20 protein-coding genes are annotated in these 15469 nt (G+C 65.9%); 9 read left to right on the top strand and 11 right to left on the bottom strand.

Annotated features, from left to right (window positions below; translation table 11 throughout):
• Positions 1-20: 20 nt before the first annotated feature.
• A complete protein-coding gene (locus tag LFT44_RS16470) occupies positions 21-590 on the bottom strand; it encodes a hypothetical protein (protein ID WP_236799504.1) in 570 nt (189 codons plus the stop codon).
• 4 nt (positions 591-594) lie between these two features.
• Positions 595-984: a PLD nuclease N-terminal domain-containing protein gene (locus LFT44_RS16465; protein WP_236799503.1), complete on the bottom strand. Its 390-nt coding sequence runs from the start codon at positions 982-984 to the stop codon at positions 595-597.
• 62 nt (positions 985-1046) lie between these two features.
• On the opposite strand from LFT44_RS16465, the gene LFT44_RS16460 reads away from it, so the two are divergent.
• A complete protein-coding gene (locus LFT44_RS16460) occupies positions 1047-1355 on the top strand; it encodes a DUF4229 domain-containing protein (protein WP_236799502.1) in 309 nt (102 codons plus the stop codon).
• Here the strand turns inward: LFT44_RS16460 and LFT44_RS16455 are convergent.
• The 5 genes from LFT44_RS16455 to LFT44_RS16435 form a co-directional block, all read right to left on the bottom strand.
• The gene (locus LFT44_RS16455; RefSeq protein ID WP_236799501.1) at positions 1352-2233 is read right to left on the bottom strand and encodes a 1,4-dihydroxy-2-naphthoate polyprenyltransferase; all 882 of its coding nucleotides are present in this window, start codon (positions 2231-2233) and stop codon (positions 1352-1354) included. The genes LFT44_RS16460 and LFT44_RS16455 overlap by 4 nt on opposite strands.
• A 76-nt stretch (positions 2234-2309) precedes the next feature.
• Positions 2310-3521 carry an AMP-binding protein gene (locus LFT44_RS16450; RefSeq protein ID WP_236799500.1) on the bottom strand — a complete coding sequence of 404 codons (1212 nt, stop codon included), beginning with the start codon at positions 3519-3521 and terminating at the stop codon, positions 2310-2312.
• 12 nt (positions 3522-3533) lie between these two features.
• The gene (locus LFT44_RS16445) at positions 3534-4487 is read right to left on the bottom strand and encodes a 1,4-dihydroxy-2-naphthoyl-CoA synthase (protein WP_236799499.1); all 954 of its coding nucleotides are present in this window, start codon (positions 4485-4487) and stop codon (positions 3534-3536) included.
• Positions 4488-4509: 22 nt separating this feature from the next.
• Positions 4510-4950, bottom strand: coding sequence for a VOC family protein (locus LFT44_RS16440; protein ID WP_236799498.1), 441 nt, complete (start codon positions 4948-4950; stop codon positions 4510-4512).
• Positions 4951-5001: 51 nt separating this feature from the next.
• Positions 5002-5763, bottom strand: coding sequence for a CPBP family intramembrane glutamic endopeptidase (locus LFT44_RS16435; RefSeq protein WP_236799497.1), 762 nt, complete (start codon positions 5761-5763; stop codon positions 5002-5004).
• A gap of 206 nt (positions 5764-5969) precedes the next feature.
• Between LFT44_RS16435 and LFT44_RS16430 the strand changes: the two genes are divergently transcribed.
• The gene (locus LFT44_RS16430) at positions 5970-7430 is read left to right on the top strand and encodes an amino acid permease (protein ID WP_236799496.1); all 1461 of its coding nucleotides are present in this window, start codon (positions 5970-5972) and stop codon (positions 7428-7430) included.
• A 10-nt stretch (positions 7431-7440) separates the two neighbouring features.
• Here the strand turns inward: LFT44_RS16430 and LFT44_RS16425 are convergent, their stop codons facing one another.
• Positions 7441-8235: a dienelactone hydrolase family protein gene (locus LFT44_RS16425; RefSeq protein ID WP_236799495.1), complete on the bottom strand. Its 795-nt coding sequence runs from the start codon at positions 8233-8235 to the stop codon at positions 7441-7443.
• Between the two features lie 46 nt (positions 8236-8281).
• Here LFT44_RS16425 and LFT44_RS16420 point away from each other — a divergent pair, with 46 nt between their 5' ends.
• Together LFT44_RS16420 and LFT44_RS22005 are read left to right on the top strand one after the other, a co-directional pair.
• Positions 8282-9352: a DNA polymerase IV gene (locus tag LFT44_RS16420; protein WP_442863754.1), complete on the top strand. Its 1071-nt coding sequence runs from the start codon at positions 8282-8284 to the stop codon at positions 9350-9352.
• A 51-nt stretch (positions 9353-9403) separates the two neighbouring features.
• Entirely contained in the window at positions 9404-9538 is a 135-nt protein-coding gene (locus LFT44_RS22005) for a hypothetical protein (protein WP_272910863.1), read from the top strand.
• Here LFT44_RS22005 and LFT44_RS16415 read toward each other — a convergent pair.
• On the bottom strand, positions 9535-9711 hold the full coding sequence (locus LFT44_RS16415; RefSeq protein ID WP_236799494.1) for a CsbD family protein: 177 nt from the start codon (positions 9709-9711) through the stop codon (positions 9535-9537). The genes LFT44_RS22005 and LFT44_RS16415 overlap by 4 nt on opposite strands.
• A 128-nt stretch (positions 9712-9839) precedes the next feature.
• Here LFT44_RS16415 and LFT44_RS16410 point away from each other — a divergent pair, with 128 nt between their 5' ends.
• The 4 genes from LFT44_RS16410 to LFT44_RS16395 all read left to right on the top strand — a co-directional run bounded on the left by LFT44_RS16410 (position 9840) and on the right by LFT44_RS16395 (position 13551).
• The gene (locus tag LFT44_RS16410) at positions 9840-10514 is read left to right on the top strand and encodes a pentapeptide repeat-containing protein (RefSeq protein WP_236799493.1); all 675 of its coding nucleotides are present in this window, start codon (positions 9840-9842) and stop codon (positions 10512-10514) included.
• 118 nt (positions 10515-10632) lie between these two features.
• Positions 10633-11859, top strand: coding sequence for a thiolase family protein (locus tag LFT44_RS16405; RefSeq protein WP_236799492.1), 1227 nt, complete (start codon positions 10633-10635; stop codon positions 11857-11859).
• The gene (locus LFT44_RS16400) at positions 11859-12662 is read left to right on the top strand and encodes an enoyl-CoA hydratase/isomerase family protein (protein ID WP_236799491.1); all 804 of its coding nucleotides are present in this window, start codon (positions 11859-11861) and stop codon (positions 12660-12662) included. The genes LFT44_RS16405 and LFT44_RS16400 overlap by 1 nt, the downstream gene beginning before the upstream one ends.
• Positions 12663-12741: 79 nt before the next feature.
• Positions 12742-13551: a 3-hydroxyacyl-CoA dehydrogenase family protein gene (locus LFT44_RS16395; RefSeq protein WP_236802927.1), complete on the top strand. Its 810-nt coding sequence runs from the start codon at positions 12742-12744 to the stop codon at positions 13549-13551.
• Positions 13552-13575: 24 nt separating this feature from the next.
• Here the strand turns inward: LFT44_RS16395 and LFT44_RS16390 are convergent, their stop codons facing one another.
• Positions 13576-13809 carry a DUF6480 family protein gene (locus LFT44_RS16390; RefSeq protein ID WP_236799490.1) on the bottom strand — a complete coding sequence of 78 codons (234 nt, stop codon included), beginning with the start codon at positions 13807-13809 and terminating at the stop codon, positions 13576-13578.
• A gap of 73 nt (positions 13810-13882) precedes the next feature.
• Here LFT44_RS16390 and LFT44_RS16385 point away from each other — a divergent pair, with 73 nt between their 5' ends.
• Entirely contained in the window at positions 13883-14503 is a 621-nt protein-coding gene (locus LFT44_RS16385; RefSeq protein WP_236799489.1) for a GNAT family N-acetyltransferase, read from the top strand.
• On the opposite strand, the gene LFT44_RS16380 is transcribed toward LFT44_RS16385, so the two are convergent.
• Positions 14500-15336, bottom strand: coding sequence for an SGNH/GDSL hydrolase family protein (locus LFT44_RS16380; RefSeq protein WP_236799488.1), 837 nt, complete (start codon positions 15334-15336; stop codon positions 14500-14502). The two genes, LFT44_RS16385 and LFT44_RS16380, sit on opposite strands and share 4 nt — an antisense overlap.
• Positions 15337-15469: the final 133 nt, after the last annotated feature.

Genomic DNA, 15469 nt, shown 5'->3' with positions numbered 1-15469 from the left:
GTTCCCAGGCCTTTGCGGGCTCAAGCCCTGGCACTCTCCGGCCTCAGCCAGGCCCCGGCAGACGGCAGGAACAGCAGCGCCAGCCCGGCTACCGCCAGGAGCAGCCCGGCGCCCCACAGCATCACCACGTAGCTGCCGGCGGCACCGGCCGGGACCAGGAAGGCGGACGCCAGGAACAGTATGAGGACATGGCTGGCCAGCAGCGGGAGCAGGGTCCAGCGGGCCCAGTTCCGGCGGCTCAGCACGGCGGCGAGCACTGCTGCCTCAAACAGGGTCACCAGCAGCAGGGCGCCGATGCTTCCCCAGAAGACGATCTCCGCCGTCCTGCCTACGGCCGCGGCGCCACTGCCTGCCGCCATGTTTGCCACCACGCCGTGGAGCCGCTGCAGATTGGAATCACGAGCCACGAAGGACCCCAGCAGTACGGCCAGTCCCGCACCGAAACTGAAGAGCCACAAAGTGCGCGCAGTGCGGACTGTCCCGGGCAGCGGGGTGACAACCGGAATGGGCGGCGGGGTGGAGTAGGACGGGCCAGGCCTTGGTGGGGGAGCGGACGGGTGCCGCTCTTCACCGCCGGACTGGAATGCCATAGCCCTATTTCAGTCCGTCGGTATCGTGTTCGTCGGTGCCCCGCTGTCCTTTTCCGCCGTCCTCCTTGGCCTTTGCTTCCAGTTCGTCCCGGAGTTTCTTCAGTCGCTCGGCCTCGGCCTGGCTGCGGCGGCGGGCCTCGAGGTTGCGGAGGAAGTCCGGGTCATCGTCCGGGGCCATGGAATGGGGGTAGCTGGGCCGCGGCTGCGCCGTGCCCCGTGGGCGTCCAATCAGCAGCCACAGGATGGCGCCCAGGACCGGCAGGACGATCTGCACGATGATCCAGGCCGGTTTCGAGATGCCCCGGGTAAGGCGGCCTTCAGTACGGATCACGTCCACCAGGCCATACACGAAGATGACGAGGACTGCGACGGCCAAAGCCACACGGAACAGCATGCCATCAAGTCTATCGTCAGGACGGGCAGGGGCCGCCGGGCGGAGGCGGCTAAACTTGAATAGTGGCCTTTTTGAAATATTCCCTGATCCGTTTGGCGATCTTTGTCCCCCTTTTTGTCCTGTTCATGCTCCTGCAGGTAGGGGTGCTGATGGCCGTGATCTGCGCCGCGCTCATTGCCTTTGCCATCAGCTACCTGTTTTTCCAGAAGCAGCGCGATGCTGCCGCGGCGGCCCTGCAGCACCGTTTCTCGGGGAAGGCCAAGCCGCTGCGCTCCGCCGGTGAAGTCCAGGACGCCAATGCCGAGGACGCCCTGCTGGACGCCAACCCGGACATCACCATCAACAACGCCAAGGGCACCAAGAACAGTTAGAACCCGTGGCTGAGGATCAGTCCCAGTGAGAACAGCACGCTGTAGCCGAGATTGATCAGGCCGGTTTGCTTCAATACCGGGATCAGGCTCTTGCGCTTGCGGCCGTTGATCATCAGCCAGGCCGGCATCAGGCAGGCGGGGATGAGCAGCAGCACGATCAGGATCCACGGCCGGGCCGGTGCCAGGATCACCACCAGCAGGATGGCGACGGCGAGCATCAGGACATAGCTTTCCCGCGCATGCTTGTCCCCCAGCCGCACCGCCAGCGTCTTCTTGCCGGCCTGCATGTCGGTAGGAATGTCCCGGACGTTGTTTGCCATGAGCAGCGCGGTGGCGATCAGGCCGGTGCCGATGGCGCCGATGACCGATGACAGGTTGATGTGCCCGGCCTGGGTGTAGGTGGTGCCCAGGGTGGCCACCAGGCCGAAGAAGACGAACACGAAGAGGTCCCCCAGGCCCATGTAGCCGTAGGGGTTCTTGCCGCCGGTGTAGCCCCATGCGGCCATGACGCAGCCCAAGCCCACCAGGATCAGCCACCAGGCCTGGGTGAGGAACACCAGCACCAGGCCGAACACCATGGCCAGGGCAAACGTGCCGAACGCGGCCCACTTGACGTGCTCCGGCTTGGCGGCGCCGGATCCCACGAGCCGCAGCGGCCCCACCCGGTCATCATCCGTACCGCGGATGCCGTCCGAGTAGTCGTTCGCGAAGTTCACGCCCACCTGGAGCAGGAGTGCCACCAGCGCCGCGAGGATGGCGTTGGGCAGCAGGAACGAGTCCATCTCGTAGGCGGCGGCAGTGCCGATCAGCACCGGCGCGATCGCTGCCGGCAGCGTCCGGAGTCGGGCGCCTTGGATCCATTGGGCGGCTGTGGCCACGGTTAGTACCTCGTGTTGTTTCGGTCAGACGGCAGGATGGAACGTGCGCACCCGCCGCGGTGGTGCAGGTCCAACTCTACTTTCCCCGGTGCAGGGCGCTGAGTTCGGCGGTCATGGCGAGCCGGTCGGGTTTTCCGTTGGGCAGCATCCGCAGCGCCGGCGCCGCGAGGACGGTCTTGGGCGCCAAGAGCCCCAACTGCCGCTGCCATTGACGTTGGAGTACGACGGCGGGATCCCCGGCTTCCTGCCCGGCGGTGCCTTCCGTGCCGTCCGTACCTGCGGGGGCAAGCGCCACATAGGCTGCCACGGCCTGCCCCCACTCGGCGGACGGGACGCCCGCCACGAAAGCCGCGGCGACGGCGTCGGACTTTTCCAGCTGTTCCTGCACGTGGCCGGCGGAGACCTTGACGCCGCCGGTGATGATCACATCGTCGGCGCGGCCCAGCACGGTGAGCCGGCCGTCGTCGTCAATGGAGCCCAGGTCGCTGGTGCGGTACCAGCGCACCCCGTCCTCCTCGAAGAATGTCCCGGTTTCCTCGTCCGGTGCCTCGATGTAGCCTGCGGCGACGGTGTCACCGCCCAGCAGGATCCGGCCGTCCGTATCCACCCGCACCGAGACGCCTTCCAGGGGATAGCCGTCGTAGATGCAGCCGCCGGAGGTCTCCGCGGAGCCGTAGGTGGTGACCACGCGGACACCGGCGTCGCGCGCCGCCGCCAGCAGGGCCGGCGGCGCAGGGGCCCCGCCCAGCAGGATGGCGTTGAACCGGCGGAGCACGGCGAGCGTGTCCGGCGAGGGATCGTCCAGGAGCCGCTGCAGCTGGGTGGGAACCAGGGAAGTAAAGCGGATGTTGTCCGTGAGTTCCAGCGCGGCCGCGGTGAAGGCCTCCGGGGTGAAGCCGCCGGACATGTCCATGACCCAGGGCCGGGTGCCGGCAAACAGGGAGCGGACCAGCACCTGGATCCCGGCAACAAACTGCACCGGCAGTGCCAGCAGCCACTGGCCCTCGCCCTTGAGCCGCAACGCCGTGGCCATCGAGGAGGCTGCCAGGGACTCCACGGTCAGCAGGGTTGCCTTCGGCGTGCCGGTGGAACCGGAGGTGCGGACCACGGCCACGGCGTCGTCGCAGCCGGGGGTCTCAACGTGCCCAACGATGAGGCCGCCGTCGGGGCCTAAGGAGAGTTCGACGGCGGGGCCCTCGCCATGGAGGGCGGCCGCGAGGGCCTTCAGGGCGGGTTCGATGTTGACTGGACCGGCGGATACCGGAGTGGGGGAAGCTTCGCTGTTCATTGCCGTCCTGCCTTAGAAGTAGTGCGGGAAGCGTGACCAGTCGGGGTCGCGTTTTTGCAGGAAGGCTTCCTTGCCCTCCACAGCCTCGTCCGTCATGTAGGCCAGCCGGGTGGCTTCACCGGCGAAGACCTGCTGGCCGGCCAGCCCGTCGTCCGCCAGGTTGAAGGCGAACTTCAGCATGCGGATGGCCTGCGGGGACTGCCGGGCGATGTCTGCCGCGTACTCGAGCGCCACCTCCTCCAGCCGCTCGTGGTCCACCGCCTCGTTCACCGCACCCATGCGAACCATGTCGTCAGCGGAATATTCGCGGGCCAGGAAGAAAATCTCCCGCGCTGCCTTTTGCCCGATCTGGCGGGCCAGCAACGCGGAGCCGTAGCCGGCGTCGAAGCTTCCCACGGTGGCGTCCGTCTGCTTGAACTTGCCGTGCTGGCGCGACGCGATGGTGAGGTCCGCGACAACGTGCAGGGAGTGCCCGCCACCGGCGGCCCAGCCGTTGACGACGGCGATGACCACCTTGGGCATGGTGCGCATGAGCCGCTGGACTTCCAGGATGTGCAAGCGGCCAGCGCGGGCAGGGTCGATGGTTTCCTGCGTCTCCCCATCTGCGTAGCGATAGCCGTCCCGGCCGCGGATCCGCTGGTCCCCGCCGGAGCAGAACGAGTGGCCGCCGTCCTTGGGGGAGGGGCCGTTGCCGGTGAGCAGGACGGTGGCGACGTCGGGGGTCATCCGCGCGTGGTCCATGGCCCGGTAGAGCTCATCCACGGTGCCCGGCCGGAAGGCGTTCCGCACCTCGGGCCGGTTGAACGCAATCCTGACGGTGGGCAGGTCACGCACCCAGCCGCCGTCGGAATCCCGCTCCACCTGCCGGTGGTAGGTCATGTCCTGGAAGTCCTCGAAACCGGAGACCACCCGCCAGCGCGTGGGATCGAAGACATCGGACACCGGGGCGGGGATCTGGTTGCTCACCGTCCAAGTCTAGTAATCGTGCTTAGCTGATGCAGAACTCGTTCCCCTCGGGGTCCGCCATGGTGTGCCAGGAATGCGGGCCCTGCCGCGCCGACCAGAGGAAAGTGGCACCCCGCGCTTCGAGTTCGCTCCGGACCTCGTCCTTGTCCCGGCCGTCCAGCCGGACGTCCCAGTGCACCCGGTTCTTGACCGTCTTTCCCTCCGGTGCGGTCTGGAACAGGATGCGCCGCTCGGGGGCCTTGGACTCGATCTCTTCCGGCGGCCGGATGGCGGCGCCGTCCTTCCACACGAGGTTGCCCCGGTGGGTCATGGTCTGGTCCTCGCTGGCGTAGCCCTGCTCGATCATGGAACGGATGAAGGCCCCGTCCTGCGGCTCCACCGCCCACTGCAGGGTTTCCGCCCACCAGTCTGCGAGCTCGTGCGGCCTTGCAGAATCGACAACTATTTGGATATTCAGTCCCATGCGTCCACGGTAGAGGCGGCTGCCGCCCTGCGGAAGATCCCCTGGGGGCGCTTAGGCCTGGACGTTCTGCATCTGGTCGAACAGTTCCGGCGGGATGGCGTAGACCAGGATCACGGCCAGCAGGTTCTTGGCGGCATGGACGAAGTAGGAGAACATGACGTTCTTCCCGGTCCACATGTAGACGAACACCAGCGTGGCGCCCATGGCCAGGTACGGGAGCAGTGCGGTGAGGGTGATCGCTTCCTGCCCCACGATGTGCAGGGCCGCGAACAGCACCACGGACAGGATGCAGCAGATCCAGATGTTCACCCTCCTGCTTAGCTTGCCGATCAGCAGGTGCCGGAAGATGTATTCCTCCACGAACGGACCAACTATCACCAGCAGCGGGACCATGAGCCAGGCGGGGACCTGCTGCATCAGTGCTTGCAGCCCGGCCTGGTTCTGGGAGGTTTGCACCTGCCCGTTCGCCGCCACCAATATCGCCGTGAGGATCATCATGGCGATGACGGACGCCGGCACCATCAGCAGCGTGAACCAGGGCCGGGTTGCCAGGACCTTGAGGTCGCGGACCACCACCTTGCGGGCCGCCAGGAGTGCCAGTATGCCTACCGAGGCATAAAAGAGCAGGTTCACTGCGTACGAGGCCGCGGCGGGGGAGGGGGCTATCTGGCGCAGCAGCGGTGCCACCAAATCGCCGGCAGCGGCGAAGAACCCTGCGATGGCAACGTAGAGGCACAGCGTGGCCACGTCCATGGGGGAGAAACGGTACAGCTGGGGCTGCGGGGCGGGCGGTAAGCGGTGGGCTGTTGCCATGCTTCCAGCCTATCGCCGGGGCCGGCGTGTAGTGCGCGTCACGTACCACTCCGCACCAGGTTGTAGGATGGTCAGGTCGCGTGAAGCTTCGGCAGTTCGACGGTTCGCCCTCACATTCGCTGGCTGTAAGGCCTGAAGACCGAATTATGTGAGCTCGATCATACGAAGACCGGATGCGGCCAACCCCCAACCCACAAGGAACAGTTGTGCCTCAAAGTACCCCCACAGACCTAAAGAACAGTACGGCGCCATCCACCGCCGTCGACCCCACCCTCAGCGCCGAGGGCTACAGCAAGACCCTGGGCCGCCGCCACGTCACCATGATCGCCATGGGCGGCGCCATCGGCGTGGGCCTCTTCATGGGAGCCGGCGGCCGCCTGGCCTCCACTGGCCCGGCCCTGATTTTCTCTTACGCCATTGCCGGCGTCATCGCCTACCTCCTCATGCGTGCCCTGGGCGAGCTCATCATGTACCGCCAGACCTCCGGCTCGTTCGTCAGCTACTCAGGCGAAATGTTCGGCAGGAAGGGCGCCTTCCTGTCCGGCTGGATGTACTTCATCAACTGGGGCATGACCGGCATCGCCGAACTGATCGCCATCGGCTTGTACTTCCAGTTCTTCTTCCCCAACGTTCCGGTGGAAGCATCGGCCATCGCCGCGCTGGCGCTCCTCGTGGCAGTGAACCTGCTCAGCGTCAAGGCCTTCGGTGAATTCGAATTCTGGGCCTCCTGCCTCAAGGTGGGCGCCATCCTGATCTTCCTGGTGGTGGGCACCTTCATGGTGGTCACCAACGCCCAGGTGGGTGACGGGCACGCGTCGGTGGCCAACCTGTTCGCCGCCGAAGGGGGCATGTTCCCCAAGGGCGCCCTGGTGATGGTCCTGGTCCTCAACGCCGTTATTTTCGCCTACAACGGCATCGAACTGGTGGGCATCACCGCCGGCGAGATGCAGAACCCGGAGCGCGAGGTGCCCAAGGCCGTCCGCGCCGTCGTCCTCCGCATCGTGGTGTTCTACGTTGGCTCCGTGACCCTGCTGGCCGTGCTGCTGCCGTCCGACCAGTACAAGGCCGGCACCTCCCCGTTCGTTACCGTTTTCGGCCAGATGGGCCTGGGCTGGGTGGGCGACGTGATGAACATGGTCGTGATCACAGCGGCGCTGTCCTCCTGCAACTCCGGCCTGTACTCAATCGGCCGGGTGTTCCGCACCATGGCCAACAACGGGCACGCCCCGCAGTGGCTCACCAGGATGTCCAAGCGCCACGTCCCGTACGCAGCCATCCTGGCGATCGCGGCGTTCTACCTGGTGGGCATCATGTTGAACATCTGGCTGGGCGGTTCACACGCATTCGACCTTGCCCTGAACACCGCCTCCATCGGCGTGATCTTCTGCTGGGGCTCCATCTTCGCCAGCCAGATCGTGCTGCGCCGCCGCAAGGGCATCACTTCCAGCCTGCCGATGCCCGGTTCGCCGTGGACCAGCTGGGCCGGCCTGCTCGGCCTGCTGGCCATCACGGTGCTGATCGGCTTTGACACCATGACCAGCAAGGACGGCGAGGTGTTCTACCTGGGACTGTGGACCCTGGGCACCATTCCGTTCTTCGCGCTGCTCCTCTGGCTGGGCTGGCAGAAGGTCAAGAACAACCAGCCCAAGAGCGAGCTTTACAGCTGACCTTCCCGGCTTACTGAACAACGTTCGACGGCGGGCCGCCCCCTTGAGTGGGCGGCCCGCCGTCGGCGTTTCCTGTCAGGTGCCGTGCGAAGAATTCCTCGATGCGCTGCCAGGCCTCAGGGGAGGATTTGGGATCCGGGCCCACGCCCATGACCCGCATCAGCGGGCGGAGGAGTACCGGCCCCAGCTCTTCATCGTTGAGGAAGGCGTGGCCTGCCCCGGGGAATTCCTTCACGCTGTGCTCGATGCCCAACTGGTCGAGGGCTGAATCGAGCCGGGCCGCGGCGCCCTTCAGGGACTTGTCCGCACCGCCGTAGCTGGCCACGATCGGACAGGAGCCCCGCAAAGCCTCCACCAGGTCCTGCTGCGCCTTGCCGGGCAGCCGTCCGTAGTTGACGGAGGCGGCGTCGAACCCGTCCCGGGCGGTCAGCAGGGCAAACCCGCCGCCCATGCAGAAACCGATAACCCCGGTCTTGCCGTTGCATAGTTCCGACTCCGCAAGCCAGCTGCGCGCGGTGGCGATGTCTATGAAAGGCCTGCCCGTGCGGGCTGCCATGGCACGCATGGTTCCCACCAGGCAGCGCCTGCGACCGCCGTCGCTGAACAGATCCAGCGCCAGGGTAAGGTAGCCGGCCCGGGCCAGCCGGTCCGCATGCCGGCGGGTCTGGTCATCCAGGCCGAACACTTCATGGATCATGACGACGCCGGGAAAGGGGCCCTGCCCTTCGGGCACGGCAAGGTAGCCGTGCAGGAATGTGGATCCGCCGGCAGCCGTGCTCTCGGCGCTCAGGTCTACATTCGTCATGGCCCAAGGCTAGCCGCTGGGAGTCCCACCGGGCAGACTGGGGCTTGTGAGCGAACCGTGGGTGCTGCATGTGGACCTGGACCAGTTCATCGCTGCCGTTGAAGTGCTCCGCCGGCCCGAGCTGGCGGGAAAGCCGTTGATTGTGGGCGGGCGCGGGGACCCTACCGAGCGCGCCGTCGTGTCCACGGCATCCTATGAGGCCAGGGCCTTTGGGGTTGGCTCGGGAATGCCGCTGCGGATTGCCGCGCGGAAAGTGCCGGATGCCGTCATCTTGCCCGTGGACCACGGGGCCTACCTTGAGGCGTCGGAGAAGGTCATGGCGGTGCTGCGCTCGCAGCCGGGAACCACAGTCCAGGTGCTCGGCTGGGACGAGGCTTTCGTTGGCGTCGAGACCACCGATCCAGAAGCCTTTGCCAGGCTTTTGCAGGAGGCCGTCCTGGCGGAAACCCAGCTGCACTGCAGCGTGGGGATCGGCGACACCCTGCTCCGCGCCAAGGTTGCCACTTCATTCGGCAAGCCCGCGGGGGTCTTTCGGCTCACGGAAGAGAACTGGCTGGACGTCATGGGGAGCCGGCCGACGGTGGAGCTGTGGGGCGTGGGAACCAAGATCTCACGGCGCCTCGCCACCCTGGGGATCAAGACTGTTGCCGAGCTCGCAGCGGCGGACCCCAGTGACCTGGTCCCCGAGTTTGGTCCGAAAATGGGTCCCTGGTACGCGCAGCTGGGACGGGGGGACGGCTCCCGGGTGGTTGACGATACGCCCTGGGTGCCGCGGGGGCACAGCCGAGAGACCACCTTCCAGCGCGACCTGACAGACCCCGAGCGGATTCGCGACGCCGTCCGGGAGCTGGCCGCGCGCGTGCTGGAGGATGTTGCTGCCGAGGGAAGGCCGGTGATCGGCCTGACGTTGAAAGTTCGGTATGCGCCGTTCACCACCAGGACCTACGAGCGGAAGATTCCCCAGACGTCCGATCCCGAGGACGTGCTGTCCCGGGCCCTTGACCTCGCGGCGAAGATCGAGCCCGGGCAACCCATCCGGCTGCTTGGACTCCGGGCCGAAATGACCATGCCTGAGGATTCGCGGCAGGGCCACACGCCGACCCGCAGCGGCTGGTGACTTCCCCTTAGATTGCTGACTTCCCGCATCGATTGCTGTGTATTTGTCGTTATGAGCCGTCAAAACGACAAATACGCGGCAATCGATGAGGAGTGGACAGCGAAACGGCGGCAGATCCAAGGGATCCGCCGCCGTTTTGGGCTGCTGCAGCACGCCGTTCGCTGCGGCTGCATCAGCAAGGACTAGCTGCGCTTGAACTCGTCCTTGACGCTTTCGCCCACCTTCTTGGCGTCTGCCTTGACCTGGTCGGCCTGGCCTTCTGCCTTCAGGCGGTCGTTGTCGGTCGCGTTGCCTGCAGCTTCCTTGGCCTTGCCGCCAAGGTTCTCTGCCGCGTTACTGATCTTGTCTCCGAGGCCCATGGTTCCGGCCTCCTTTCGTTTCCGTCGATCAACCGTGCCCTTTCACGATAAGCAAAGCTTGCTTACTATTTCAAGTCCCGCGCTGCGTTTGCTGCCCTTTGTCAGGCCCCACCGCTAGGCTCGGGCTCATGGATAAAGCGCGCGGCAAGGCGGCAGCCAGGGTGGTCCCGCCCCGGCTCTCCCCGGTGGAGTTGAATGACCTCGAGGACCTGCCGGGCCACGCGTTCCGCCGCGGTGGCCGGCATGAGAATGCACGGTTCACCCGTGCCGCCATGGACGGCCTCGAACTCGCGGACACCGTTTTTGCCGAGTGCCGGTTTGATGCAGCCTCCTTGAACGACGCCCAGCTCCGCGGTGCCTCATTCCGCGACTGCATCCTGGCGGAGGCTTACGCGCCTGTCTTCCGCGGTGCCCGGACTACCTGGCGCGAGGTTGAGTTCCGGAATCCCCGGCTGGGCTCGGCTGAACTGTACGAAAGCGGCTTGCAGTCCGTGCGGATCGACGGCGGCAAGGTGGACTTCCTCAATCTCCGCGGCGCCAAGCTCACTGACGTGCTGATCAGCGGCTGCATCATCAATGAACTGGACCTCGGGGGTGCCGCGGCAACAAGGGTGAAGCTTGAGGGCTGCACAGTGGGCTCACTGGACCTGACGGGAGCCAAGCTGAAGGATTTTGATATCAGGGGTACGGAATTCCGCGGGATCAGCGGCTTGGGCAGCCTGTCCGGAATGGTTATCGACGAGTATCAGCTGAACCTTTTGGCGCCGCTCATTGCGGCGCACCTGGGGGTGGCGGTGCTGTAACCGGATGCGCGCGTGGGGCCTGCCGTGTACCATTTACAGAACGAACGGTCGGTAAGTGGAAGATTCCGCTGTGCCGGCCGCCGATGACAGTGCTGTTTATCGCGTGAAGGGTGTTTCCATGGCTGCAACCGCAGGTCCGCAGGCTTTCCTTGTTGGCGGGGTCCGAACGCCGGTGGGCAGGTATGGAGGGGCTTTGTCCTCCGTGCGGCCTGATGATCTTGCGGCCCTGGTGGTCCGGGAAGCGGTGCAGCGTGCCGGCCTGGATCCGGAGAGCATTGAGGAAGTGATCCTCGGCAACGCGAACGGCGCCGGCGAGGAGAACCGGAACGTGGCCCGGATGGCCACCCTGCTGGCGGGGCTGCCGCTCCACATTCCAGGGATCACCGTCAACCGGCTGTGCGCATCGGGCCTGAGCGCCATCATCCAGGCCAGCCACATGATCAAGGCCGGAGCTGCGGACATCGTCATCGCCGGGGGCGTGGAATCCATGAGCCGGGCACCCTGGGTGCAGGAAAAGCCCACCGCCGCGTTCGCCAAGCCGGGCCAGATCTTCGACACCTCCATCGGCTGGCGCTTCACCAACCCCCACTTCCAGCACGGCGGCCTGTCCCGCGACGGGAAGATGACCTACTCCATGCCGGAGACCGCGGAGGAAGTGGCCCGGGTGGACAACATTTCCAGGGAAGACGCCGACGCGTTCGCAGTCCGCTCCCACCAGCTGGCCCTGGATGCCATCGAAGCCGGCCGGTTCAAGGACGAGATCGTTCCCGTCACGGTCAAGACCCGCAAATCCGAAACCGTGGTGGACACCGACGAGGGCCCCCGGCCCGGCACCAGCCTTGAGGTCCTTGCCGGGCTGAAGCCGGTGGCACATGGCGGATCGGTGGTCACCGCTGGCAACTCATCGTCCCTCAACGACGGAGCCTCAGCCATCATCGTCGCCTCCGAAGCGGCCATCGAGCGCCTGGGCCTGACTCCGCGTGCCCGTATCATCGACGGCGCCTCTGCAGGCTGTGAACCGGAGATCATGGGCATCGGCCCGGTCCCCGCCACCCAGAAGGTGCTCAAGCGGAGCGGCCTGAGCGTCGGCGAGCTGGGCGCCGTCGAACTTAATGAAGCCTTTGCCACGCAGTCCCTGGCCTGCATCCGCCGCCTGGGTCTGGAACCGGAAATCGTAAACCGTGACGGCGGCGCCATCGCCCTGGGCCACCCCCTCGGTTCCAGCGGGTCACGGATCGCCATCACCCTGCTGGGACGGATGGAACGCGAGGACGCGAAGATTGGCCTCGCCACCATGTGCGTCGGCGTGGGCCAGGGCACCGCAATGCTGCTGGAGAAGATCTAATGGCCGTCGCGGTGAACCTCGCCGAAGAAAAGTTCTCATCCCTCCTGGTGGAGGAGCGGGAAGACCGGGTGGTGGTGCTGCTCAACCGACCCGAGGTGAAGAACGCGATCGACCAGCAGATGGTGGACGAGCTCCACACAGTCTGCGCCGCGCTGGAACAGAACCCCAAGGTACTGATCATCGCCGGCGTGGAAGGAGTGTTCGCCTCCGGGGCCGACATCGCGCAGTTGCGCGAACGGCGGCGGGACGATGCCCTGCAGGGAATCAACTCCACTATCTTCGTCCGGATCGCCAAGTTGCCCATGCCGGTCATCGCCGCGCTGGACGGCTACTGCCTGGGTGGCGGCGCCGAGCTCGCCTATGCCGCGGACTTCCGGATCGGCACCCCCAACGTAAGGATCGGCAACCCGGAAACGGGGCTGGGCATCCTTGCCGCGGCCGGTGCCAGCTGGCGGCTCAAGGAACTGGTGGGTGAGCCGCTGGCCAAGCAGATCCTGCTGGCCGGGCTGGTCCTCGGCGCCGGTGAAGCCAAGGCCATCAACCTCATCACCGAAATCCACGACCCCGCCGACCTCCTGGATGCCGCACACAGCCTGGCCAACAGGATCGGACGCCAGGATCCCCTGGCCGTCCGCATCACCAAGTCCGTCTTCCACGCGCCTGCGGAAGCCCACCCGATCATTGACCAACTGGCCCAGGGCATCCTCTTCGAGTCGCAGGCCAAGTTCGACCGCATGCAGGCGTTCCTGGACCGCAACGCGGCCATGAAGGCAGACGCCGCCAACCCTGCCGACGGAAAGTAGACCCGTGAGCGATTCAACAACGAACCCAAACCTGCCCACCGGCCTTCCCCGCTTCGTGGGAGTGCTGGGCGGTGGCCGCATGGGCGCGGGGATTGCCCACGCCTTCCTCATCAAGGGCGCGAACGTCCTGGTGGTGGAGCGCGACGAGGTCTCCGCCGAGGGTGCGCGGGAACGCGTGGAGTCGGCAGCCCTGAAGAGCATCGAGCGGGGCGCCGTGGACGCCAACTTCGACGAACTTGGGTCCCGGCTGACTGTGAGTACCGACTACGACGACTTCAGCGGCCGCGAGTTGGTGGTGGAAGCGGTCCCCGAAGACTGGGACCTCAAAGTAACGGCGCTGCGGGGCATTGAAGAGCGGCTGGCGGAGGACGGGTTCATCGCGTCCAACACCTCTTCCCTGTCGGTCAACGGGCTGGCCCGCGAACTCAAGCGGCCGGAGAACTTCCTGGGCCTGCACTTCTTCAACCCCGTTCCGGCATCCACGCTCATCGAGGTGGTGCTGGGGGAGCGCACGTCGCCCCGACTTGCTGCCGCGGCAAAAACGTGGGTGGAGGCACTTGGCAAGACCGCCGTCGTCGTCAACGATGCCCCTGGGTTCGCGTCCTCACGCCTGGGCGTGGCCATCGCGCTGGAGGCCATGCGGATGGTGGAGGAAGGGGTCGCCTCGGCCGAGGACATCGACAACGCCATGGTCCTTGGCTACAAGCACCCCACCGGGCCGCTGAAAACCACGGACATCGTGGGCCTTGACGTCCGCCTGGGCATCGCCGAATACCTGCAGTCGACACTTGGAGACCGGTTCGCGCCCCCGCAGATCCTCAGGGACAAGGTGGCCCGCGGTGAGCTGGGGCGCAAGACCGGCAAGGGTTTCTTCGACTGGCCCAGCTAGGAATCCCCGCCTACGCTGACGGATTCAGTCGAAGAACCCCACGATGTAGCCGATGAAGTACAGGAGGCACAGCACGACAACCACGCCGATGATGCCGATCCACAGGAACTGCGTGCCCTTGCGGGTGCCGTGCTCGTCGTGACCCTGCGTCATGCTGGTGGAAGCTTCACCCGGTGGTGTTTCCCCTGGCGGCACTCCGCCCCCGGGCTCCAAACCGGTGAGCTTGTCCTCTTCCGGATCCGGATTCTGGCCTGACATGGTGACTCCCTCGCTCGACGTCTTGGTGCTTGCCCCAGCGTAACCCGTGCTTCCGGCGGCCTAGGCTGGTGCAGTGACTTTCCTTGAACCCCTTACCCTCACGGGCCGCTATGTAATCCTCGAGCCGCTTGGGGAGGAGCACCACGACGGCTTGGTGGAGGCTGCCAGGGACGGCGAGCTGTGGAAGCTTTGGTACACGTCGGTGCCCGCACCCGGCAAAATGGCCGCGGAAATCCGGCGCCGGCTGGCCCTGCAGGAGCAGGGGTTCATGCTGCCATTCACCACCCGGCTGATCGATGCCGCAACCGGCGGACCGGGACGCGTTATCGGCATGACCACCTACATGAACATTGACGCCGCTACGCCGCGTGTAGAGATTGGCTCCACCTGGAACGCCGCGTCCGTGCAGGGGACCGGGACCAACCCGGATTCCAAGCTCCTGCTGCTGCGGCACGCCTTCGAAACCATTGGCTGCCCGGCCGTCGAGTTCCGGACGCACTGGTTGAACCACCAGTCGCGTGAGGCCATCGCCCGGTTGGGTGCCAAACAGGACGGCGTGCTGCGCAGCCATTCACGGACCAGTGACGGAAACCTGCGGGACACCGTGGTGTTCTCCATCCTGGAGCACGAGTGGCATGCCGTCCGCGCCGGGCTTGAGTATCGACTGGACCGGCGCGGACAGGGGCACGGCTAGGGGACGGAGTAGGCGCCGGAACCGGTGAGCGCAGCGAAGTAGGCCTGGTAGCCCGAAGCGTTCGGGTGGAAGTTGTCCGGGCTGGCGGGGTTGGCCAGATCCAGATTGATCCAGGGATCCGCGGAGTTGACGCCGTGGCCGGCGAACGCTCCCCGGACGTCCACGTACTGAACCCCTGTGGCACTGGCGGCCGCCGCGATGGAGGCGTCCAAGCCATCGGCCAGGACGGTTGCCTGCTGGATAAACAGCGACAGCGGATCGGCAGGGTTGGGGGTGACGGGGTCGTACAGGTAGGGATAGCCCGTCACCACGATCCTGGCATTGGGTGCGGCGGCCTTCACGCTCTGGATCATCGAGATGACGTCCCGGGTGAGCTGTCCGCTCTGGATCATCGCTGCGGCTGAGGCGGTGGCCGCGTCACATGCGGGTCCTGCGGCGGGGTTGGCCAGGGCAGCCCCGCAAGCGGTGATGATGTCTCCGAACCCGATGTTGTTGCCTCCCGCGGTGATGGTCACGAGCTCCGTGCTTTTGTTCAGCTGGCGAAGCTGGCTGTTCACGACGTCCCAGGTGGTCTTGCCGCTGCAGGCAGCATTCACCACCAATTGGATTGATTTGGCTTCATTCGCAAGTTCGGCATAGGCGCTGTTGCTGCGATAGCAGGCGTCCAGGTACGGCCCGGCACCTTGTCCCGCGGCATACGAATCACCCAGCGCGATGTACTTGTCTTTGTCCACTGCCTGAGCCGGAGCGGCCGCAAAGCCTGCGGCGATCGCCAGCGTGGCAAAGGCGGCAGCGAAAGCCCGCGGCCGCCGTCGTGCTGAAACTGTTCCCATGTGTTCCCCTCAGTTGCTTGGTGCCCTCCACCGGGCCAAGTTTTCGTCACAGTACTCCCGCCTGTCACACCTGTCACGGGCCATTGGGCACTCGCGCTGCACCAGCTCTTCCCCTTATGTGACATGCGGCTCC

Origin of the sequence: Arthrobacter sp. FW306-05-C (assembly GCF_021801725.1) — a bacterium.
Lineage (GTDB): Bacteria > Actinomycetota > Actinomycetes > Actinomycetales > Micrococcaceae > Arthrobacter.
Note: the sequence above shows the minus strand (reverse complement) of the source record. Positions and strands in the feature narration are given on the sequence as shown.

Coding starts and splice junctions, on each gene's coding strand:
- LFT44_RS16470 (WP_236799504.1), bottom strand. CDS start 590: ATGGCATTCCAGTCCGGCGGTGAAGAGCGGCACCCGTCCGCTCCCCCA.
- LFT44_RS16465 (WP_236799503.1), bottom strand. CDS start 984: ATGCTGTTCCGTGTGGCTTTGGCCGTCGCAGTCCTCGTCATCTTCGTG.
- LFT44_RS16450 (WP_236799500.1), bottom strand. CDS start 3,521: ATGAACAGCGAAGCTTCCCCCACTCCGGTATCCGCCGGTCCAGTCAAC.
- LFT44_RS16440 (WP_236799498.1), bottom strand. CDS start 4,950: ATGGGACTGAATATCCAAATAGTTGTCGATTCTGCAAGGCCGCACGAG.
- LFT44_RS16435 (WP_236799497.1), bottom strand. CDS start 5,763: ATGGCAACAGCCCACCGCTTACCGCCCGCCCCGCAGCCCCAGCTGTAC.
- LFT44_RS16425 (WP_236799495.1), bottom strand. CDS start 8,235: ATGACGAATGTAGACCTGAGCGCCGAGAGCACGGCTGCCGGCGGATCC.
- LFT44_RS22005 (WP_272910863.1), top strand. CDS start 9,404: ATGAGCCGTCAAAACGACAAATACGCGGCAATCGATGAGGAGTGGACA.
- LFT44_RS16415 (WP_236799494.1), bottom strand. CDS start 9,711: ATGGGCCTCGGAGACAAGATCAGTAACGCGGCAGAGAACCTTGGCGGC.
- LFT44_RS16410 (WP_236799493.1), top strand. CDS start 9,840: ATGGATAAAGCGCGCGGCAAGGCGGCAGCCAGGGTGGTCCCGCCCCGG.
- LFT44_RS16405 (WP_236799492.1), top strand. CDS start 10,633: ATGGCTGCAACCGCAGGTCCGCAGGCTTTCCTTGTTGGCGGGGTCCGA.
- LFT44_RS16400 (WP_236799491.1), top strand. CDS start 11,859: ATGGCCGTCGCGGTGAACCTCGCCGAAGAAAAGTTCTCATCCCTCCTG.
- LFT44_RS16395 (WP_236802927.1), top strand. CDS start 12,742: ATGGGCGCGGGGATTGCCCACGCCTTCCTCATCAAGGGCGCGAACGTC.
- LFT44_RS16390 (WP_236799490.1), bottom strand. CDS start 13,809: ATGTCAGGCCAGAATCCGGATCCGGAAGAGGACAAGCTCACCGGTTTG.
- LFT44_RS16380 (WP_236799488.1), bottom strand. CDS start 15,336: ATGGGAACAGTTTCAGCACGACGGCGGCCGCGGGCTTTCGCTGCCGCC.